30 protein-coding genes are annotated in these 18,149 nt (G+C 43.7%); all 30 read right to left on the reverse strand.

Annotated elements, in window-relative coordinates; all coding sequences use genetic code 11:
* Nucleotides 1–163: 163 nt before the first annotated feature.
* Nucleotides 164–1,258, reverse strand: a complete 1,095-nt coding sequence (prfA, locus tag K2F26_RS07545; protein WP_194051857.1) for a peptide chain release factor 1 — start codon at nt 1,256–1,258, stop codon at nt 164–166.
* Nucleotides 1,259–1,381: 123 nt separating this feature from the next.
* Nucleotides 1,382–1,615 carry a 50S ribosomal protein L31 gene (gene rpmE / locus K2F26_RS07550; RefSeq protein ID WP_194051623.1) on the reverse strand — a complete coding sequence of 78 codons (234 nt, stop codon included), beginning with the start codon at nt 1,613–1,615 and terminating at the stop codon, nt 1,382–1,384.
* A 393-nt stretch (nt 1,616–2,008) separates the two neighbouring features.
* Nucleotides 2,009–2,428: a 30S ribosomal protein S9 gene (gene rpsI / locus K2F26_RS07555; protein ID WP_096570402.1), complete on the reverse strand. Its 420-nt coding sequence runs from the start codon at nt 2,426–2,428 to the stop codon at nt 2,009–2,011.
* Nucleotides 2,429–2,430: 2 nt separating this feature from the next.
* Entirely contained in the window at nt 2,431–2,886 is a 456-nt protein-coding gene (gene rplM, locus K2F26_RS07560) for a 50S ribosomal protein L13 (protein WP_194051619.1), read from the reverse strand.
* Between the two features lie 151 nt (nt 2,887–3,037).
* Complete coding sequence (gene truA, locus K2F26_RS07565) at nt 3,038–3,865, reverse strand: tRNA pseudouridine(38-40) synthase TruA (protein ID WP_220610978.1); 828 nt, start codon at nt 3,863–3,865, stop codon at nt 3,038–3,040.
* 122 nt (nt 3,866–3,987) lie between these two features.
* Nucleotides 3,988–4,338 (reverse strand): 50S ribosomal protein L17, encoded by a 351-nt coding sequence (gene rplQ / locus K2F26_RS07570; protein WP_194051615.1) that lies wholly within the window; start codon nt 4,336–4,338, stop codon nt 3,988–3,990.
* Between the two features lie 32 nt (nt 4,339–4,370).
* A complete protein-coding gene (locus K2F26_RS07575) occupies nt 4,371–5,315 on the reverse strand; it encodes a DNA-directed RNA polymerase subunit alpha (RefSeq protein WP_220610979.1) in 945 nt (314 codons plus the stop codon).
* Nucleotides 5,316–5,888: 573 nt separating this feature from the next.
* On the reverse strand, nt 5,889–6,284 hold the full coding sequence (rpsK, locus tag K2F26_RS07580) for a 30S ribosomal protein S11 (RefSeq protein WP_096570392.1): 396 nt from the start codon (nt 6,282–6,284) through the stop codon (nt 5,889–5,891).
* A gap of 58 nt (nt 6,285–6,342) precedes the next feature.
* On the reverse strand, nt 6,343–6,723 hold the full coding sequence (gene rpsM / locus K2F26_RS07585; RefSeq protein WP_194051601.1) for a 30S ribosomal protein S13: 381 nt from the start codon (nt 6,721–6,723) through the stop codon (nt 6,343–6,345).
* Nucleotides 6,724–6,836: 113 nt separating this feature from the next.
* The gene (gene rpmJ / locus K2F26_RS07590; RefSeq protein ID WP_013191489.1) at nt 6,837–6,950 is read right to left on the reverse strand and encodes a 50S ribosomal protein L36; all 114 of its coding nucleotides are present in this window, start codon (nt 6,948–6,950) and stop codon (nt 6,837–6,839) included.
* 116 nt (nt 6,951–7,066) lie between these two features.
* Entirely contained in the window at nt 7,067–7,291 is a 225-nt protein-coding gene (gene infA / locus K2F26_RS07595; RefSeq protein ID WP_006276978.1) for a translation initiation factor IF-1, read from the reverse strand.
* Between the two features lie 171 nt (nt 7,292–7,462).
* The gene (locus tag K2F26_RS07600; protein WP_220610980.1) at nt 7,463–8,017 is read right to left on the reverse strand and encodes an adenylate kinase; all 555 of its coding nucleotides are present in this window, start codon (nt 8,015–8,017) and stop codon (nt 7,463–7,465) included.
* Entirely contained in the window at nt 8,017–9,330 is a 1,314-nt protein-coding gene (gene secY, locus K2F26_RS07605) for a preprotein translocase subunit SecY (RefSeq protein WP_096570386.1), read from the reverse strand. Before secY ends, K2F26_RS07600 begins: the two co-directional genes overlap by 1 nt.
* A 69-nt stretch (nt 9,331–9,399) precedes the next feature.
* Nucleotides 9,400–9,846: a 50S ribosomal protein L15 gene (gene rplO / locus K2F26_RS07610; RefSeq protein WP_194051597.1), complete on the reverse strand. Its 447-nt coding sequence runs from the start codon at nt 9,844–9,846 to the stop codon at nt 9,400–9,402.
* Between the two features lie 83 nt (nt 9,847–9,929).
* Nucleotides 9,930–10,454, reverse strand: a complete 525-nt coding sequence (gene rpsE, locus K2F26_RS07615) for a 30S ribosomal protein S5 (RefSeq protein WP_194051595.1) — start codon at nt 10,452–10,454, stop codon at nt 9,930–9,932.
* A 112-nt stretch (nt 10,455–10,566) separates the two neighbouring features.
* Nucleotides 10,567–10,929, reverse strand: coding sequence for a 50S ribosomal protein L18 (gene rplR / locus K2F26_RS07620; RefSeq protein WP_220610981.1), 363 nt, complete (start codon nt 10,927–10,929; stop codon nt 10,567–10,569).
* A gap of 2 nt (nt 10,930–10,931) precedes the next feature.
* On the reverse strand, nt 10,932–11,480 hold the full coding sequence (gene rplF / locus K2F26_RS07625; protein ID WP_194051591.1) for a 50S ribosomal protein L6: 549 nt from the start codon (nt 11,478–11,480) through the stop codon (nt 10,932–10,934).
* Nucleotides 11,481–11,623: 143 nt separating this feature from the next.
* Complete coding sequence (rpsH, locus tag K2F26_RS07630; RefSeq protein ID WP_220610982.1) at nt 11,624–12,025, reverse strand: 30S ribosomal protein S8; 402 nt, start codon at nt 12,023–12,025, stop codon at nt 11,624–11,626.
* Nucleotides 12,026–12,045: 20 nt separating this feature from the next.
* The gene (gene rplE, locus K2F26_RS07635; protein WP_194051589.1) at nt 12,046–12,594 is read right to left on the reverse strand and encodes a 50S ribosomal protein L5; all 549 of its coding nucleotides are present in this window, start codon (nt 12,592–12,594) and stop codon (nt 12,046–12,048) included.
* Nucleotides 12,595–12,721: 127 nt separating this feature from the next.
* On the reverse strand, nt 12,722–13,069 hold the full coding sequence (gene rplX, locus K2F26_RS07640) for a 50S ribosomal protein L24 (protein ID WP_220610983.1): 348 nt from the start codon (nt 13,067–13,069) through the stop codon (nt 12,722–12,724).
* Entirely contained in the window at nt 13,069–13,437 is a 369-nt protein-coding gene (rplN, locus tag K2F26_RS07645; RefSeq protein ID WP_096570371.1) for a 50S ribosomal protein L14, read from the reverse strand. Before rplN ends, rplX begins: the two co-directional genes overlap by 1 nt.
* A 43-nt stretch (nt 13,438–13,480) precedes the next feature.
* The gene (rpsQ, locus tag K2F26_RS07650; RefSeq protein WP_220610984.1) at nt 13,481–13,732 is read right to left on the reverse strand and encodes a 30S ribosomal protein S17; all 252 of its coding nucleotides are present in this window, start codon (nt 13,730–13,732) and stop codon (nt 13,481–13,483) included.
* Nucleotides 13,733–13,738: 6 nt separating this feature from the next.
* Nucleotides 13,739–13,966: a 50S ribosomal protein L29 gene (rpmC, locus tag K2F26_RS07655; protein ID WP_220610985.1), complete on the reverse strand. Its 228-nt coding sequence runs from the start codon at nt 13,964–13,966 to the stop codon at nt 13,739–13,741.
* A 3-nt stretch (nt 13,967–13,969) separates the two neighbouring features.
* Nucleotides 13,970–14,395 carry a 50S ribosomal protein L16 gene (rplP, locus tag K2F26_RS07660; RefSeq protein ID WP_096570365.1) on the reverse strand — a complete coding sequence of 142 codons (426 nt, stop codon included), beginning with the start codon at nt 14,393–14,395 and terminating at the stop codon, nt 13,970–13,972.
* 110 nt (nt 14,396–14,505) lie between these two features.
* Nucleotides 14,506–15,258, reverse strand: a complete 753-nt coding sequence (gene rpsC, locus K2F26_RS07665; RefSeq protein WP_220610986.1) for a 30S ribosomal protein S3 — start codon at nt 15,256–15,258, stop codon at nt 14,506–14,508.
* Nucleotides 15,259–15,326: 68 nt separating this feature from the next.
* Nucleotides 15,327–15,689 (reverse strand): 50S ribosomal protein L22, encoded by a 363-nt coding sequence (rplV, locus tag K2F26_RS07670; RefSeq protein WP_096570361.1) that lies wholly within the window; start codon nt 15,687–15,689, stop codon nt 15,327–15,329.
* An 88-nt stretch (nt 15,690–15,777) separates the two neighbouring features.
* On the reverse strand, nt 15,778–16,056 hold the full coding sequence (gene rpsS, locus K2F26_RS07675; protein ID WP_096570360.1) for a 30S ribosomal protein S19: 279 nt from the start codon (nt 16,054–16,056) through the stop codon (nt 15,778–15,780).
* 154 nt (nt 16,057–16,210) lie between these two features.
* Nucleotides 16,211–17,074, reverse strand: a complete 864-nt coding sequence (gene rplB, locus K2F26_RS07680) for a 50S ribosomal protein L2 (protein WP_220610987.1) — start codon at nt 17,072–17,074, stop codon at nt 16,211–16,213.
* A 128-nt stretch (nt 17,075–17,202) separates the two neighbouring features.
* Entirely contained in the window at nt 17,203–17,517 is a 315-nt protein-coding gene (locus tag K2F26_RS07685; RefSeq protein ID WP_096570355.1) for a 50S ribosomal protein L23, read from the reverse strand.
* Entirely contained in the window at nt 17,510–18,142 is a 633-nt protein-coding gene (rplD, locus tag K2F26_RS07690; RefSeq protein ID WP_220610988.1) for a 50S ribosomal protein L4, read from the reverse strand. The genes K2F26_RS07685 and rplD overlap by 8 nt, the downstream gene beginning before the upstream one ends.
* Nucleotides 18,143–18,149 lie beyond the last annotated feature (7 nt).

Raw genomic sequence — 18,149 nt, forward strand, 5'->3', positions numbered from 1 at the left:
TTCCTCTTCTTCACTTCCATTCCTTCGTGTCCTTCGTGTCTTCGTGGTTCATTCCTTTGCTCCTTTGCCACTTTGCGCGAAACAAAACCATAAAAAAAACCGCCTATTCCTGTAAAAAACAACAACAAAATAAGCGGCTTTACCAAAAATTTAAACCTAAAAATTAATTATTAGCAGCAGCTAATTCTGCTAAACGTTCCTGTTGATCTTGAGAAATACAAGATTGAATCAAAGTTTCTATATCACCTTCTAAAACAGGACTCAAAGTGAAATTCTGTCCCAAACGATGATCAGTCACCCGACTATCTTTATAGTTGTAAGTGCGGATTTTTTCTGAACGAGAACCAGTACCAACTTGCGATCGCCTCATCGAAGTTACAGCTTCCTGTTGTTCCCGCAACTTCATTTCATAGAGTTTCGCCCGCAAAATTTGCATCGCCCGTTCCTTGTTCTGTAACTGACTCCGTTCTTCAGTACAGAAAATGCGGATACCAGTCGGTTTGTGCATCAAGTCAACCGCCGTTTCCACCTTGTTCACGTTTTGTCCACCCGCACCACCAGAACGCGCAGTAGTCATTTCAATATCTTTCGGGTCAATATGCACCTCTACATCATCCACTTCTGGCATAATAGCCACCGTAGCTGTAGAAGTATGTACCCTACCCCCCGCCTCCGTAGCAGGAACACGCTGCACACGATGAACACCAGCTTCAAACTTCAGCTTACTGTAAACACTATCGCCTTGAATTTCCAGAATTACTTCCTTGAAACCGCCCATCTCACCCAGAGACTCGCTGACTAGCTTCACTCTCCAACCTTGAGTATCAGCATAGCGGGAATACATTCTCAGCAGATCACCAGCCCAAATACTAGCTTCATCACCACCAGTCCCAGCGCGAATTTCCAACATGATGTTTTTATCATCATTCGGATCACGAGGTAGCAGCAATATCTTCAACCTGTCTTCCAGATGTTCTATCTTATCTTCTAATTCCTTCACCTCAAAAGCTGCCATTTCTTGCAACTCTGGATCACCATTAGACTCTTTAAGAATTTGACGCGCCCCAATTAATTCTTCCTGGGCAGTTTTCCAAGTTTCGTAAGTATTAACAACCTCTTCTAAAGAAGAACGAGACTTAGCAATTTTTTGATACTCATCAGGATTTTTCGCTGTATCCGGGTCAGCCAAACGGCGAGTTAATTCATGAAAAGTTTGTTCAACAGATTTAAGTTTCTCCAGTAAATATGATTCTGCCATAACGACTTCACAAGCTCCTAAAAAATAACAAGTTGGCTCAAGCATAAAATGACAAGTGACCCCACAACCATGCAGGGTCCTTGTAGTGCGGGCATCTTGCCAGCACAAGCTATAGCCAACCAGCTACTTTTTCTTTTTACCGCCTTGTTCGCCAGACATACCATACTTGCGGAGGAAGCGTTCCACACGACCCTCAGCGTCAATAATTTTCTGAGTACCAGTGTAATAGGGGTGGTTTCCAGACCAAACATCTACGTGCAATTCCGGTTTTGTAGAACCAACAGTCATCACAACTTGACCGTTACAGTAGACCTTAGCCTCTGGATACCACTGGGGATGAATATCAGGTTTAGCCATTTTTCCTTTTGTGGTGTTTCTCTATCAAAATTATAACTTTCAAACTTTGGTAACTAAGAGAATTTTAGATTTTAGATTCAACATCAAAACGCAATTAAAACCATTGATTCAGTAACCCAAATTGCTAGTGATAGTCTTCAGAGGACAGCAGGGAAGAATAACCAAGAAAAACAGGACTTACAGAAAATCTCTCTAAACCTTCTTTCCTTCGTGTACTTCGCTTCTTCGTGGTTCATTCTTTCGTGACTTGTACACAAATCAGAAAAAATTCATTCTCAACTCTAAAACTCCCAACTAGCAACTTACATTAACAGAAAACCATCTGCTTTTATCTGCGTCCATCTGCGTTGAAAATTCAAAATCCAAAATCCAAAATCCAAAATCCAAAATTGATTAACGTTTGGAGTATTGAGGAGCTTTACGAGCTTTGTGTAAACCGTATTTTTTCCGTTCCTTAGCTCGTGGATCACGAGTTAAATAACCTTCAATTTTCAAAGGTGAACGATTATCAGGATCTAATTGACACAAAGCACGAGCGACACCCAAGCGAATAGAGTCAGCTTGACCAGTTAAACCACCGCCTTCAGCTTTTACTAAAATGTCATATTCGCTTTCTAGTCCCAAAGTCTCTAAAGGTGCTTTGATCGCTCCTAAGTAGTTGGCATTGAATTGGAAGTATAATTCTCCATCTTTGCCGTTAACGGTAAATTTACCTTCACCGGGAACTAAACGTACTTGTGCCACTGCGGACTTACGGCGGCCAGTACCCCAGTACACAGCGCGACCGCTATTAGCTTCTGCTACTGTTGCCATTATTAATTTTCTCCAGGAATTGTGTTAACAATCAGTTCTTTGGGTTTTTGTGCTGCGTGGGGATGGGTAGGACCAGCGTAAACTTTCAACTTTGTAAATAGTTGTTTACCCAAGCTGTTTTTAGGTAACATCCCTTTCACAGCGTGTTCTAAAATCCGTTCTGGTAAACGTTGTTGCAATTTAGCAAAGGTTTCTGTTTTCATTCCACCAGGACGGCCAGAATGACGACGGTAAACTTTTTGAGTGCGTTTTTTACCGGTAACGGCTACTTTTTCAGCGTTGATGACAACAACGAAATCACCAGTGTCTAAGTGGGGTGTATATTCGGCTTTTCTTTTGCCTCTGAGAACCATAGCAATTTCGCTTGCTAGTCTACCCAGGCGTTTATCGGTGGCATCTACTACATACCACTCGCGCTCAAGTTTTTCTTGAGGAGGAAGGTAAGTTTTACTACTCATTGTTATTTTTCCTTTGTCGGTTTTGAGTGGTCAGTAATCAGCTTTCAGTAATCAGCTTTCAGCTTTCAGCTTTCAGTAATCAGTAATCAGCAATTAGTTGTAAGTTTTACTAATAACTAATGACTAATGACTAATGACTAATAACTAATAACTAATGACCAAACACTAAATATGGTTGGGTGTCGTACCAAATTTCCTGGGGAAAGGGAAAATCAGGATATCCTACCCTTAACAAGCATAAGCCTTGAGGTGGTGCGGCGTATTTCACTTTTTCCCGGTTTTCTGTTTGCCAGATGTTGGTGAAATCTTCGAGCGATCGCACTCCTGATCCCACTTCCACCAGTATTCCTACTAATAACCGCACCATGCCATATAAAAATCCATTGGCCTGAATTTCAATATGGAGTAATGAACCTTTTCGATAACATTCTGCTGCTTGTACTTCCACCCAGGAATGCGATCGCGCTGATCCTGCACGATGAAAAGCCGCTAAATGATGTTTTCCCAGTAGAGGTTTCAGGGCAGCTTGAATTAAATTTTCGTCCAAGGGAGCATAATAATAATGCCAACTGAAGGAGTTCACAAACAAGTTTGGTCGAGCTTCAGTATAGATTGTGTATCTATACCGTCGATACACTGCATTAAAGCGAGCGTGCCAACGGTCATCTACACCCGCCGAAGCCCTGATTAATATATCTGGAGGTAGATAACTGTTCAAAACTGTTGCCCACTTGTGCGCGGGAATAAAACCTGTGGCATCAAAATGGGCGACTTGAGCAGCTGCATGAACTCCGGCATCGGTTCGCCCTGCGCCATGAAGTGTCACGTGATACCCCAGAACAGTAGCTATAGCTGTTTCTATCTCTTCTTGGACTGATCGCTGCGCCTTTTGCCGTTGCCAGCCGTGAAAATTAGTACCTAGATACTGAATGACCAAGGCTACTCGATAAGTTGGTGTTGGCTGGCGGCTTTCTAACATACTGGGTTTGGTAAAAGGCAAGAGGCAAGAGGCAAAAGGCAAGAGGCAAAAGGCAATAGTTCTATAATGTTTAATAGATATCTTTCCTGTTCCCTGTTCCCTGTTCCCTGTTCCCTTTGACTTTAAACTAATTCAATAATCGCCATTTCTGCATTGTCACCGCGACGGGGAACGGTGTGCAGGATGCGAGTATAACCACCTTGGCGGTTAGCATACCGATTAGGTGCTTGCTCAAACAAAGCATGAACCAGTGATTTGTCGTAGATATAACCCAAAGCTTCCCGACGTGCTGCCAAAGAACCATCTTTAGCTAGGGTGATCATCTTTTCAGCTTCACTCCGCAATACTTTAGCACGGATTAAAGTTGTGGTAATACGACCATGACGGATTAGCTCAGTGGTGAGCGATCGCAATAAAGCACGACGCTGGTCTGCGGGTTTACCAAGTTTTTTGACTTTACAACGGTGACGCATAATAATGCACTTGAAATTATTACAAAATAAAATTAGCTTGGTTTAGAACCTCTTTCCTGCGGTAAAGTAATGCCTAAACGACGCTGTAAAGCTTCCACTACTTCTTCCGCCGACTTTTGACCAAAGTTTTTGATTTCCAAGAGGTCTTCTTGGGTATAATCCAGCAAATCTGCCACGGAGTTAACTTGCGCTCGTTTGAGACAGTTATAAGCACGGACAGACAACTGCAATTCTTCAATGGGAATTTGAGCAGTTGGATCGTCTGGGATATCTGAACCCATATCTGTAGGTTCTAAGGAGATATCTTTTAACGGGTTAAATAAATCTACCAAAATTCCCGCCGCTGAAGAAAGTGCTTCTTGGGGTGAAACACTGCCATTAGTCCAAACTTCTAATAACAGTCGATCTTTAAGAGTACCATCACCACGAGCTTCTTCAACGCTATAATTGACTTTTCGCACAGGCATAAATACCGAGTCAATTTGCAAAAAGTCCAGGGAAGTGGCTTCTTCTCTACCCCGTTCTACAGTACGATAACCTTTACCTCTTTCAATGCGAAACTCCATTTCCAGTTTGCCACCTTCAGCCAAAGTAGCTACATACTGGGTAGGATCAATCACGTCTACTTCACTGGGCAAATCAAAATGTGCCGCTGTGACTGTTGCCGGACCGTTAACCAATAACCGACCGATTTGCGGTTGAGAAGAATAGCTTTTGAGAATCACTTCCTTCATTCGCATGAGAATTTCTAGCACATCTTCCCTGACACCGGGAACTGTGGCAAACTCATGAGTAACCCCAGCTATTCTGACTGCTGTAACTGCTGTCCCTTCTAAATTGGACAACAAAACCCGCCGCAATGCGTTACCTACAGTTGTTCCTTGACCACGTTCTAATGGTTCGAGAACAAATTTGCTGTAATGGCTGCGACTTTCCTCTGTATTAGACTCTACACATTCAATTTGAAACTGCGCCACGGAGTAGCCTCCCTTTTAAGGTGCTGCTATCAGGCAATTAATTTGCCTATCGAATTAACTTTATGCTCTGATCTGTGACTGTGATGGATCAAACTGCCAACATTTAAACCAATATTTAAAGCAGGGAAAGTTTGATTTACCAATTCAACCCGCAGGCATGATAATATTCTGTTTTTTCTGTTTTTTTGAAAGTTGAGCAGCCTTCCCAGTGGGAGGGCTGTTATGCTTTTAAATCACCAATTGCTTCTGAAGTTTACTTTATATTTTCCAGATTGCCTTGGCTGTGATTTACCTGAGCATGAACTTTCTGCCTGAGCGTTTTTAACAGTTAATGCTGAGTAAGCATTCAGCTATCAGCAGTCAGCTTCTTAACAGTTACGCCAAAAATTACTATTTGATCATCTACTGATTTCTCAAACTTTCCAACTCCTGACTTTTGTAAGGGCGAAGCATTCGGGCAACCAATTACCAATTTTCTGAACAGGCTATTGTCCGAATCCTTCGCCCCTACTTCGACTCTACTTCGACCCTACTTCGCCCCTACGAATCCTGACTCCTGAATTCTTACAGTGTTTAAACTCGACGGCGCTTAGGTGGACGGCAGCCATTGTGAGGAATAGGGGTAATATCACGAATGAGGGTAATTTCTAATCCTGCTCCTTGCAACGCCCGGATCGCAGTTTCCCGACCGGCTCCAGGTCCACTTACCATCACCTCAATTTGACGCATTCCTTGGTCCATAGCGCGACGGCCTGCACTTTCAGCTGCGGTTTGGGCTGCGAAGGGAGTTCCTTTTTTTGCCCCTTTAAATCCACTTGAACCAGCACTTGCCCAGGAGATGACATCTCCATTTTGATCGGTAATGGTGACAATGCTATTGTTGAAAGTAGACTGAATGTAGGCAATGCCGTTAGGTACGTTCCGTTTCTGCTTTTTGCTCCCGGTTTTTTTAGTTGGTTGTCTTGCCATATTTGTTTGGTGAATTTAAGGTAAAACTTGCTGCCATGAGCAAGCCTAGAAAGTTTATTTATTTGCCAGGGGCTTTCTTCTTACCAGCCACTGTTTGTCTTCTACCGCGTCGGGTTCTGGCGTTGGTGCGGGTTCTTTGTCCTCTGACGGGTAAGCCCATGCGATGACGACGACCACGATAACAGCCAATATCCACTAGACGCTTGATGTTCATCGCCTCTAAACGGCGTAAGTCACCTTCTACCTGATAATTACTTTCTATTTCGGCTCTCAAAGCCGCTACATCAGCATCACTCAGGTCTTTAACGCGGGTGTCTGGGTTCACACCAGTAGCCGCTAAGATTTCTTGCGACCTTGTTAACCCAATTCCATAAATATAAGTTAGACCAATCTCTACGCGCTTATCGCGTGGCAGGTCTACTCCCGAAATTCGTGCCACAATGAATCTCTCCCTCTTTCGTTCTTAATAGCAGTTACCAGATCGTGATTAATCACATTCTTGGTTTTTGATGGTGATCTTTCGATAGCACCAAAGCTCTGGTAATCAGAGTTTTATCCTTGACGTTGCTTGTGTTTGGGGTTTTCACAAATCACCATAACGCGACCACGGCGCTTGATCACGTTGCATTTTTCACAAATTTTTTTGACTGAGGCTCTGACTTTCATGCCTGTTCTAATTGACTCCAAATAGTAAATTATAGCATTTCTAGGGAAATTATTTCAGTTAAGCAAATGGGTAAATCCCAAATAAGCTGATTTATGGTAAGATTCTCTACATAGTTTTATTTCTTCCGTAGTCGATAGGTAATGCGGCCTTTTGTCAGGTCGTAGGGGGTTAACTCCACCTTGACCCGATCACCAGGTAGAATTTTGATGTAATTACGGCGAATTTTGCCGGAAATGTGTGCTAGAACATTAAAACCGTTGTCCAAGTCCACACGAAACATGGCATTGGGCAATGATTCGGTGACAGTCCCTTCCATTTCAATCAAATCTTGTTTAGACAAATTTTTTCCTCAACTCGACAATTTTCTGTTCCGTTGCCACAAATGCAATCGGTAAGAATACACAAATTGCGAAATATATCAACAGTTTATTAATATATCTTAGCTAAAAGGAATTGGGGACTGGGGATTGAGGATTGGAATATTTGCTCCTTTATTTCCCCTGTTCATCCCCTAAACAGTTATGACCTTTTTTAATGCAGTGGTGACTTCTTCTTGGGACTGATTACCGTTAACAGTCAAAAGTTTATGGCGATCGCCATAATATTTGATGAGTGGTGCAGTATCTCGACGATAAACATCTAAACGGTGACGAATCACGTCTTCAGCATCATCTTTCCGTCCACGTCCCAGCAACCGAGCAATCACAACATCATCGGGTGCATCCAGGTTAACCACCTTTTCCTCATCCTTCTCCACTTTTGCCAACAGTTCTCCCAAGAAAATTGCTTGGGCGACTGTACGGGGGAAGCCATCAAGAATCCAACCGTTTTCTGCATCTGGTTTTTGGAGTCGTTCCTCAACCATATCTTCCACCAGTGTGTCAGGGACTAAATCACCCTTATCCATGTATTCTTGGGCTTTTTTCCCCAAATCTGTCTGGTCTGTAATGGCTTGGCGTAAAATGTCCCCAGTGGAAATATGAGGAATATTTAAAAAATCAGCCAAGGCTTTAGCCTGAGTTCCTTTACCCGCACCTGGTGGTCCCAAGAAGATTAATCGCGTCACTATTGTTTCACCATTCCTTCATAGCGTTGAGAGATAACGTAGGTCTGAATTTGCCTTGCCGTATCAATTGCCACGCCCACTAAAATTAATAAAGAGGTAGCACCCAAGCCTCTAAAAGTTGGCACGTTTAAAGTGCTTTCTACAGCAGTGGGAATAATAGCCACTAAGCCCAAAAAGAGTGCGCCTAAAAAAGTCAATCTGTTACTGACACGCTCAATATACTCACTGGTAGCCTTACCGGGACGAATACCGGGAATACTAGAACCCATTTTCTTCAAATTTTGCGCCACGTCTACTGGGTTGAGAATCAACGAAGAATAGAAATAGCTAAAGAAGATAATAGAAACCATGTACACCAAAGCATAAACCCAAGAACCAGAACCACTGGGACTGAGGTATGTATTGACGATATTTGCCAAGTCAGCATTTTTAGTGAAATTGGCTATTAGCAGTGGCAAACTGAGGATAGCAGCGGCAAAAATAATTGGCATAACACCGCCTTGATTGAGGCGTAAAGGAAGAAAACTCCGTTGTTCTGCCAAAACTCGTCTACCTACTTGACGACGTGCAGAAATAATGGGAATGCGGCGCATTCCTTCCTGCACGAACACGATACCGATAATTGTAGCTATAAAAACCAGTACGAGGACAATCACACGACCGACTATTTCCCGTCCGCCAACTTGTACCAAGTCAATGGTATCGCCTAAAGATTTAGGTAAAGAAGCAACAATGTTGACAAAAATCAACAAAGATGCACCATTCCCAATACCTCTTTCTGTGATCAGTTCCGATGCCCACATGACAAACATGGAACCAGCAGTGAGAGCGATCGCCGTTTCTGCCACAAAAACTGGTCCGGGATTAACGGCAAATTGTTGTAAGAACAATGCTGAAAAAGCCGTACTTTGAACCACAGCCCAACCAACCGTCACATAGCGGGTAATTTGCGATATTTTCCGCCTTCCAGCTTCCCCTTCATTTTTCTGTAAATTTTCTAAAGAGGGAATGGCAGCAGTCAGTAATTGGATGATAATAGACGCATTGATAAAGGGCAAAATCCCCAGAGCAAATACCCCCAGTGTAGAGAGTCCCCGTCCCGAAAATATATCCAATAAACCGAAAATGGAATTATTGCCGGATATAGCTTCTGCAAATCTCTCGCGATTAATTCCTGGAACTGGTAAAAAGATACCCAGGCGAACCAAAATTAAAATACCGACTGTGACCAGCAGCCTTCCTCTCAGTCCAGCTGCTTGCGCCATCTGCATAAAAGTTTCTTGAGCCGTTGGGGCTTTGTCTCGACTGATCATAGAGTGCTACCTTTATAGTTAACCAGGCGCTGGAAGCGAGTTGACTAGCTGGGAGTGCTGTTTCCTGGCTCAGTCTAAGACTTCACAACTTCCGCCAGCTGCCTCAATTTTGCTACGAGCTTGGCCTGTAAAAGCCGCCGCTTGCACCTTGAGCGGAACGCTCAATTCCCCATTACCCAAGATTTTCAAGGGTCCCTTCACCGCAGTGAGGATACCAGCTTCCTTTAAAGAAGCCAAAGTTACTTCTGAATTAGCAGGTAGGGAGGCCAACTTCTCTACATTTATCGTAGTGTAAACTTTACGATTAACGACGGGAAAACCTTTGAGTTTGGGTATCCGGCGGTACAATGGCTGTTGACCACCTTCAAAACCTGGTCTAGTGCTGCTACCAGAACGAGATTTTTGACCCCGCATACCTAGACCTGCACTAGCGCCTTGACCAGCAGAAATACCTCTACCTACACGCTTACGGCGTTTTTTCGAGCCTTTTTGGGGCTTAACATCGTTGAGTCTCATTTTGATTTGGGATTTTAGATTTGGGATTGATAATCTCGTTGTGCTTATGGATTTTATATGGAGAATCCAATATCAAAGCATGACTAAATATAGAGATTCTCTACAGAAATGCCCCGATCTTCAGCGACTTCCGCGAATGTCCGCAGTGTAGATAGAGCATTAACAGCGGCTCTAGCATTATTCAGAGGATTATTAGATCCTAATTGTTTAGCGAGAACGTTACGTACTCCAGCCAACTCTAATACAGTCCGCACTGCACCACCGGCGATTACACCAGTACCAGGTGCGGCTGGACGCATAATAACTTTAGCTCCTCCACCAATGCCATCAATTGGATGAGGAATAGAATTAGATTTGGTGATAGGGATGTCAATCAGATGTTTTTTACCATCTGCCACACCTTTTTTCACAGCGCCGATCACATCAGAGGCTTTACCTACTCCCACACCAACTTGACCGCGTTCGTTACCAACGATCACAATTGCTCGGAAACTGAGTTTTTTACCACCTTTAACTACCTTACTAACACGACGGATTTGAATCACTCGTTCCTGCCAGTTGGTTTCTTCTTTTTTTGCTTTACTTGCTTTACGACGACCCGTTGCCATAATTCATGCTCTCTCAACGTTAGTTGTCATTGGTCATTAGTCAATTGCCAGTTGCCAGTTTTCGGTTTTCAGTTATTACTGTTCCCTGTTCGCTGTTCCCTGACAGATGACTTTAGAAATCTAAACCTGCTTCGCGTGCTGCTTCAGCTAGTGCTTTGATGCGACCATGATAGAGGTTGCCACCGCGATCAAAAACGACTTTGGTAATACCTTTTTCTAAGGAACGCACTGCTATCAACTTACCAACTTGCGCTGAGGCATCACAGTTAGCACCAGACGCTAAGTTAGATTTCAACTCTGGTTCTACAGTTGATGCTGCGACAATGGTTTGATGTTGTGTATCATCAATGACTTGAGCATAAATATGCTCATTAGACCGGAATACAGCTAAACGTGGGCGTTCTGGGGAACCGCTAACTTTACCACGCACGCGCCGATGACGACGCTGTTTTGATTCTCTACGAGTAAGTTTCATGTTTACTTCTTACCTTTACCACCAGTCTTACCAGCTTTGCGTCTGACCACTTCACCGGCGTAGCGGATACCTTTACCTTTGTATGGTTCAGGTGGACGTACAGCGCGAATTTTCGCTGCTGTGTTGCCTACCACTTCTTTGTCATAGCCACTGACGATGACGTTGGTGTTATTTTCTACAGCAAACTGAACTCCGTCTGGTGGTTCAATTTGTACTTGATGGCTATAACCGATATTCAAAACTAGGTTACGGCCTTGAACTTGGGCGCGATAACCGACCCCTTGAATTTCCAAGCGCCGTTGAAAACCTTGGGATACGCCTTCAACCATGTTGGCAACTAAAGTTCGGCTTAAACCGTGCATTTGTCTAGAGGTACGGGTTTCATCCCGACGTGTCACCAACAATGTTTCCCCTTCTTGGGAAACAATGACATTGGCAGGTAGGTCACGGGAAAGTTCTCCCTTGGGACCTTTCACCACTACCTTTGTGCCATCAATCGCCACTTGTACTTTGGCGGGAACAGTAATTGGACGTTTACCAATACGAGACATGATTTAATTTTGTCCTTTGTCAGTTATGAGTTGTGAGTACGAGAATGAGTTGTGGTTAATAACCCTGAAAAAATTCTGAACTCCTGAACTCCTAAACTCCTGATAGCGAAGCGTGGCGTTAGCCATACTCCTGCTCTTAGTTTTTACCAAACGTAGCAAAGCACTTCACCACCCAAGTTCTGACGACGCGCTTCACGGTCAGTCATAATCCCACTGGATGTAGAAATAATGGCAATACCGATGCCACCTAGCACTCTTGGTAAGTCTTTTCTGTTGGAGTAAACTCGCAAACCAGGTTTACTTACACGCTTCAGTGCTGTAATTAAGGGTTGGCGATTTTTACCTTTGTATTTCAGGGAAATTACTAAGTTACGCTTGACCCCTTCTCCGGCTTCTGAAACTTCAGAAATAAAGCCTTCTTGTTGTAGTACCTTGGCAATACTACGAGTCATTTTTGTCGCTGGCACTTGTGTTGTTTGATGCCTTGCCAGGTTAGCATTGCGGATGCGCGTCAGCATATCTGCAATTGTGTCGTTAGCCGCCATCGTTCCCTCTTTAGATGAACTTATTGATCGCGAAAGGGCATTCCCATTTCTTTAAGTAAGGCACGACCCTCTTCGTCGTTTTTCGCTGTGGTAATGATAGAGATATCTAAACCACGGATTTGATCGATGCTGTCGTACTCGACTTCTGGAAAAATTAGCTGTTCTCGTACACCTAGAGTATAGTTACCCCGCCCATCAAAGCTTTTGGGGCTAACACCGCGAAAGTCGCGGATTCTAGGTAATGAAAGGCTGATCAGACGGTCGAGAAAGGCATACATCCGTTCGCCTCTGAGAGTCACCATGATGCCAACAGGCATACCTTGACGAATTTTGAAGCCTGCGATCGCCTTTTTTGCTCTTGTCACTACTGGTTTTTGACCAGTAATCAGGGCTATTTCGTTTAAAGATGCTTCTAATGCTTTAGCATTTTGAGCAGCTTCACCCAAACCCCGGTTAACAGTGATTTTCACCACTTTCGGTACTTGATGTACGTTAGTGTACTGAAACTGTTGGGTTAGTTTGGGGACAATTGTCTCTTGATATACAGTTTTGAGTCTAGTTGTCGCCATAGTTATTTGTCCTGATTATCCCTGGGCTTGGTCAGGGAATTTTAGATTTTGGATTTTAGATTTTGGATTGAATATATTTAAATCTACTAAATCTACTCAAATCTAAAATCTCAACCTGGTTACAGGCTTATTTATCTAAAATCTCACCTGTTTTTTTCAACATTCTCACTTTCTTCCCTTCAGCGGTGAAAGTGTAGCAGACACGACTAGCGACGTTTTGCTTGGTGGAATAGAGCATCACATTGGAACTATGAATAGGATACTCTTGGTTAACAATCCGACCAGACTCACCTTCTTGCTGAGGTTTAATGTGCTTAGTCTTAATGTTGACACCTTTAACAATAACTTTGCTGTCTTGGGGTAGTGCTTTAATCACTTCTCCCACTTTGCCTTTATCTTTACCAGCTATCACTTGTACAGTGTCGCCGGTTTTGACGTGCATTTTATGAAACACTTTAGGTTTTGGCTTTGCCATTACAGCACCTCCGGCGCGAGAGAAACTATTTTGGTAAAGTTTTTATCGCGTAATTCCCTTGCCACTGGTCCAAACACCCGTGTACCTCTGGGATTACCATCTTTGTTGATGATGACTGCGGCATTATCATCAAAACGAATGCTCATACCGCTGTCACGATTAATACTTTTCTTGGTGCGAACAATTACTGCCTCCACAACATCAGACTTTTTTACAGCCATGTTGGGGTTAGACTCTTTCACAACAGCGATAATTTTATCGCCTACGCCACCATAGCGACGATTACCTGCGCCTAATACGCGGATGCACATGAGTTTTTTGGCTCCGCTATTATCGGCAACATTGAGGTAGGTTTGGGGTTGAATCACAATTAGTCTCCCGGTTAAGAGTTGTTAATTTGATAACAACTATTTATGTTGTAGCTTTAGCGTTGAGGATTTCTGCGACTTGCCAACGCTTAGTTTTGCTCAGGGGTCTAGTTTCCTGAATGCGGACGCGATCGCCCACTTTACAGGTATTTTCTTCGTCGTGAGCTTTGTAGCGCCGGGTTTTCACTACGGTTTTACCGTACTTGGGGTGAGAAGAGCGGTTTTCTACAGCAACCACCACGGTTTTTTGCATTTTATCGCTCACTACCAAGCCAACTCTTTCTTTGAGTGCCATAATCTTCTACTTTTCTTCCTTAGTAGCTTGACTTCCAGCCCGTTTGCGTTCGCCTTCTACTGTTAACAGTTGAGCCAGACGATGGCGGGCGTGTCTAAACTGGTGGGGTTTTTCTAACTGTCTGGTAGCTTTTTGCAAGCGTAGTTGAAATAGTTGTTTTTTCACAGCGACTATTTCTTCAGCCAGTTTCTCGTCACTTAATTCTCTAGCTTCTGAAATTTTGGGAAGAGGCATAACCTATTCTTGCTCCTGTGGTTGAGAGCGCACAATAAACTTGGTTTTGATGGGTAACTTATAAGCCGCCAATCTCATAGCTTCACGAGCTATTTCTTCGGATACACCAGCGATTTCAAACAAAATCCGACCTGGTTTAACTACTGCTACCCAAAATTCGGGATTACCTTTACCAGAACCCATCCGGGTTTCTGCGGGACGCATGGTTACAGGTTTATCTGGGAAAATGCGAATCCAGATTTTACCACCCCGGCGAATGTAACGAGTCATTGCCCGACGGGAAGCTTCGATTTGCCGGGAAGTAATCCAGCATGGTTCTTGTGCCTGTAGGGCAAAATCCCCAAAGTTCAGGGTACTGCCACGGTGTGCTAGACCCTCCATGCGTCCGCGTTGTTGTTTGCGGAATTTCGTTCTTTTAGGACTTAACATGATCTGCTAATTGCTAATTGGTAATCGGTGATTGGTAATTGGTAATGGGTGATTGGTAATCGGTTATTGGCTTTTTCCTGTCACCTGTCACCTGTCACCTGTCACCTAAATTACGCTTCATTGGAGCGATCTTCAAATTGTTGGCGACGGCGTTTTTGGTCACGACGACGGGGTTCGCGCTCCCTTCCTGATGGTTGTGGTGCTTCTTCTTGTCCAGGGATAATCTCACCCTTGAATACCCAAACCTTAATCCCCAAAATTCCGTAAATTGTTTGGGCTGTGCAGTAGGAATAGTCAATGTCAGCACGCAGTGTATGTAAAGGTACTCTACCTTCACGAGTCCACTCTGTCCGGGCAATTTCCGCACCGTTAAGGCGACCACCCACTTGCACTTTAATTCCTTGTACTCCGGCTCTTTGGGCGCGTTGAATCGCTTGGCGCACTACCCGACGGAAGGAAACACGGCGTTCTAATTGTTGAGCGATGTATTCGGCAATTAAATAAGCATCAGCATCAACTTTTTGCACTTCCACAACGTTAATGCGAATTTGCCGTTGACCACCTAACAAGTCTTGCAGTCCGGTACGCAGTGATTCTATACCTTGTCCACCCCGACCTACTACTACCCCTGGTCTAGCTGTCCGTAGTTCTAGGTCGATTTGGTCAGCTTTGCGCTCAATGCGGATTTCGGAAATACCAGCGTTGTTTTGAGCGTTTCTTCCCAGTTTTTGTTCTATGTATTGACGGAGTTTGTGGTCTTCTTGCAGCAGTGCTGGATAACGGTCAGGAACTGCGAACCAACGGGATTGATGTTCTTGTGTAATACCCAGACGAAAACCGACTGGATGAATTTTCTGTCCCACAAATGCTTCCTCTAAAATTTCTTACTGTACGCAATTAGTTGTGGCTGTATGAGTGCTTATTTGGCTGCTTATTTAGCAGCGGTAGCACCTGCACCGACAGCAACAGTAATATGACAGGTCGGTTTGCGAATTTGGTAAGCTCTTCCTTGCGCTCTAGGTTGGAACCGTTTTAACACTGGTCCTTGGTCAGCATAAGCTTGAGTAATTACCAGTTCTGCCCGATCTAAACCTGCGTTGTGTTCAGCATTAGCGGCGGCACTTCTTAACACCTTTAATACTGGTTCACAGGCGCGGTAAGGCATGAATTCCAGGATGATCAGTGCTTCCCGATAGGACCGCCCCCGGATTTGATCCAGTACACGACGCACTTTATAGGGAGAGATGCGGATATAACGAGCGATCGCTTTAACTTCTGTAGTATCAGTTGCCATAATTTTCTCCATTTGTGCAACTAAAAATCAAAAATCAAAAACTAAAAAATTACAATTTATTGATTTTTAATTTTTAATTTTTAATTGACTATCTCCCCGATTTTTTGTCACTTTTACCATGACCTCTGTAGGTGCGGGTTGGGGCAAATTCTCCCAACTTATGTCCTACCATTTGTTCGTTCACAAATACGGGAACGTGCTGTTTACCGTTGTGTACAGCGATGGTATGACCCACCATGACGGGTATGATTGTTGAAGCTCTCGACCAAGTTTTGATGACTTGCTTTTCGTTTTTCTCGTTCAGCTTTTCGATTTTGCTGAGTAAGTGATCAGCAACGAAAGGACCTTTTTTTAAAGAACGACCCATAGTTCAATTTTGGATTTTTGATTTTTGATTTTGGATTGATAATTTCGGATTTTGGATGATTCAAGCTACTTGTCAAGACTGCTATTATTTTCATAATTTTGCAGATGCTCACAAGTTAACCGAATCTAAAATCCAAAATTTAAAATCTAAAATTCTAGGACTGACGACCGCCACGACCCCGTTTAGAGGACTTACGGCGACGACGGACAATTAATTTAGTGCTGGCTTTTTTGCGCTTGCGGGTCTTAGCACCTAAAGCTGGTTTACCCCAAGGTGTCACAGGTCCCGATCTACCGATGGGCGCTCTACCTTCACCACCACCATGTGGGTGATCTACAGGGTTCATAACGCTACCTCTAACCTTCGGACGGCGACCTTTCCAGCGATTCCGTCCGGCTTTACCAGCACTCAGGTTTCTCGCGTCGGTGTTGCCTACTTGTCCGATGGTGGCGTAACATTCTTTACGTATCATGCGAACTTCACCAGAAGGTAATTTCAATGTCACATAGTTACCTTCTTTAGCCACTACTTGGGCTGTTGCACCAGCAGCACGAACGATTTGACCGCCTTTACCTGCTGTCAGTTCTACGTTGTGAACGTTAGTACCCAAGGGAATGTTAGACAAAGGTAAGGCATTACCATCTTCAAAAGGTGCTTCTGGTCCAGCAATAATTTTCGCGCCTACTTTCAAGCCATTGGGATGTAATATATACCGCTTTTCGCCATCTTCGTACTGAACTAAGGCGATTCGCGCATTCCGGTTAGGATCGTATTCAATTGCTGTAACTGTAGCTGCTATATCCCGTTTATCTCTCTTAAAGTCGATAATCCGGTATAGTTTTTTGTGTCCGCCTCCCCGACGACGGCTGGTTATCCGCCCTTGATTATTCCGGCCTTTGGCACGGTGAACTGATTCAGTTAGTGATTTTTCTGGCTCAGTTTTGGTGATTTCCGCAAAGTCGGAGATTGTAACTTGGCGAGTACTGGGGGTATAAGGGCGATAAGAACGAGTACCCATAAACGATTTTGAATTTTGGATTTTCGATTTTGGAGTTAGAAGTTTTCGATTTTGATTTTGATTTCTAATTGCTTGTTGATGATGATTTGCTCACCCAATCTAAAATCTAAAATCTAAAATCTGAAATTCTAAACATCTGGGAAGAGAACTTGTCTGATTTTGTCTTCATCCCCAGCGGCGACGGTAACGATCGCTTTTTTGTACTGAGGCTTGAAGCCGATAAATTTACCTACACGGCGTTTTTTACGCGGTGGTAAAGTAGTGTTAACTTTTACAACCTTGACTGCAAATAAGTCTTCAATTGCCGCTTTAATCTGTGTCTTGGTGGATTTAGGAGTTACTTCAAATGTGTATTTGTTTTGCTCCATGAGGATGGTCGCTTTCTCGGTGAGAATAGGACGACGCACCAAGTCGGGTAGGTTGCGGGGGTCAAAGTTAGGCACTGTAGACCTCCTGAATTTTTGTTAAAGCTGAGGATGTAACTACAATTTTGTCGGCGTGCAGTAAATCAAATACATTTAACTGATCAGCTGCAATTACTTTTAAATTTTCTACATTGCGGGCTGATAAATTCACGTTTTCTGCGATATCAGACAAAATTAACAAGGTTTTTTGCTCTGGTGCTGCTCCCCAACGAGCTAATGCTGCTACCAATTCTTTGGTTTTGGGGCGTTGTAGTTCGTTGCTAAATTCTTCTACAACAATTAAGTCTTCTGCACGACTAACAAAGGCTGTCCGCAGTGCTAAACGTCTTTCTTTGCGGTTTAGCTTCAGGTTGAAATCTCTGGGTTTTGGTCCAAAGATCACACCACCACCACGCCATAATGGTGAACGAATAGAACCTGCACGGGCGCGACCTGTGCCTTTTTGTCTCCAAGGTTTGCGTCCGCCACCTCGTACTTCTGAACGGGTTTTGGTGCTGGCTGTACCTTGGCGAGAATTAGTCATTTGTCTGACGAGGGCGCGGTGTACTATGTGCGCCGCTGTTTCTTCTTTGGCAACTCGCAACTCGAAGCTGGTTTGTCCAACTTCTTCGCCTTGCCAATTTTTAACTACACTCTCAACCATGTTTGTG

This window comes from Sphaerospermopsis torques-reginae ITEP-024 (assembly GCF_019598945.1).
Taxonomy (GTDB): domain Bacteria; phylum Cyanobacteriota; class Cyanobacteriia; order Cyanobacteriales; family Nostocaceae; genus Sphaerospermopsis.

Coding starts and splice junctions, on each gene's coding strand:
- prfA (WP_194051857.1), bottom strand. CDS start 1,258: ATGGCAGAATCATATTTACTGGAGAAACTTAAATCTGTTGAACAAACT.
- rpmE (WP_194051623.1), bottom strand. CDS start 1,615: ATGGCTAAACCTGATATTCATCCCCAGTGGTATCCAGAGGCTAAGGTC.
- rpsI (WP_096570402.1), bottom strand. CDS start 2,428: ATGGCAACAGTAGCAGAAGCTAATAGCGGTCGCGCTGTGTACTGGGGT.
- rplM (WP_194051619.1), bottom strand. CDS start 2,886: ATGAGTAGTAAAACTTACCTTCCTCCTCAAGAAAAACTTGAGCGCGAG.
- truA (WP_220610978.1), bottom strand. CDS start 3,865: ATGTTAGAAAGCCGCCAGCCAACACCAACTTATCGAGTAGCCTTGGTC.
- rplQ (WP_194051615.1), bottom strand. CDS start 4,338: ATGCGTCACCGTTGTAAAGTCAAAAAACTTGGTAAACCCGCAGACCAG.
- rpsK (WP_096570392.1), bottom strand. CDS start 6,284: ATGGCAAGACAACCAACTAAAAAAACCGGGAGCAAAAAGCAGAAACGG.
- rpmJ (WP_013191489.1), bottom strand. CDS start 6,950: ATGAAAGTCAGAGCCTCAGTCAAAAAAATTTGTGAAAAATGCAACGTG.
- secY (WP_096570386.1), bottom strand. CDS start 9,330: ATGATCAGTCGAGACAAAGCCCCAACGGCTCAAGAAACTTTTATGCAG.
- rplO (WP_194051597.1), bottom strand. CDS start 9,846: ATGAGACTCAACGATGTTAAGCCCCAAAAAGGCTCGAAAAAACGCCGT.
- rpsE (WP_194051595.1), bottom strand. CDS start 10,454: ATGGCAACGGGTCGTCGTAAAGCAAGTAAAGCAAAAAAAGAAGAAACC.
- rplR (WP_220610981.1), bottom strand. CDS start 10,929: ATGAAACTTACTCGTAGAGAATCAAAACAGCGTCGTCATCGGCGCGTG.
- rplF (WP_194051591.1), bottom strand. CDS start 11,480: ATGTCTCGTATTGGTAAACGTCCAATTACTGTTCCCGCCAAAGTACAA.
- rpsH (WP_220610982.1), bottom strand. CDS start 12,025: ATGGCGGCTAACGACACAATTGCAGATATGCTGACGCGCATCCGCAAT.
- rplE (WP_194051589.1), bottom strand. CDS start 12,594: ATGGCGACAACTAGACTCAAAACTGTATATCAAGAGACAATTGTCCCC.
- rplX (WP_220610983.1), bottom strand. CDS start 13,069: ATGGCAAAGCCAAAACCTAAAGTGTTTCATAAAATGCACGTCAAAACC.
- rpsQ (WP_220610984.1), bottom strand. CDS start 13,732: ATGGCACTCAAAGAAAGAGTTGGCTTGGTAGTGAGCGATAAAATGCAA.
- rpmC (WP_220610985.1), bottom strand. CDS start 13,966: ATGCCTCTTCCCAAAATTTCAGAAGCTAGAGAATTAAGTGACGAGAAA.
- rplP (WP_096570365.1), bottom strand. CDS start 14,395: ATGTTAAGTCCTAAAAGAACGAAATTCCGCAAACAACAACGCGGACGC.
- rplV (WP_096570361.1), bottom strand. CDS start 15,689: ATGGCAACTGATACTACAGAAGTTAAAGCGATCGCTCGTTATATCCGC.
- rpsS (WP_096570360.1), bottom strand. CDS start 16,056: ATGGGTCGTTCTTTAAAAAAAGGTCCTTTCGTTGCTGATCACTTACTC.
- rplB (WP_220610987.1), bottom strand. CDS start 17,074: ATGGGTACTCGTTCTTATCGCCCTTATACCCCCAGTACTCGCCAAGTT.
- rplD (WP_220610988.1), bottom strand. CDS start 18,142: ATGGTTGAGAGTGTAGTTAAAAATTGGCAAGGCGAAGAAGTTGGACAA.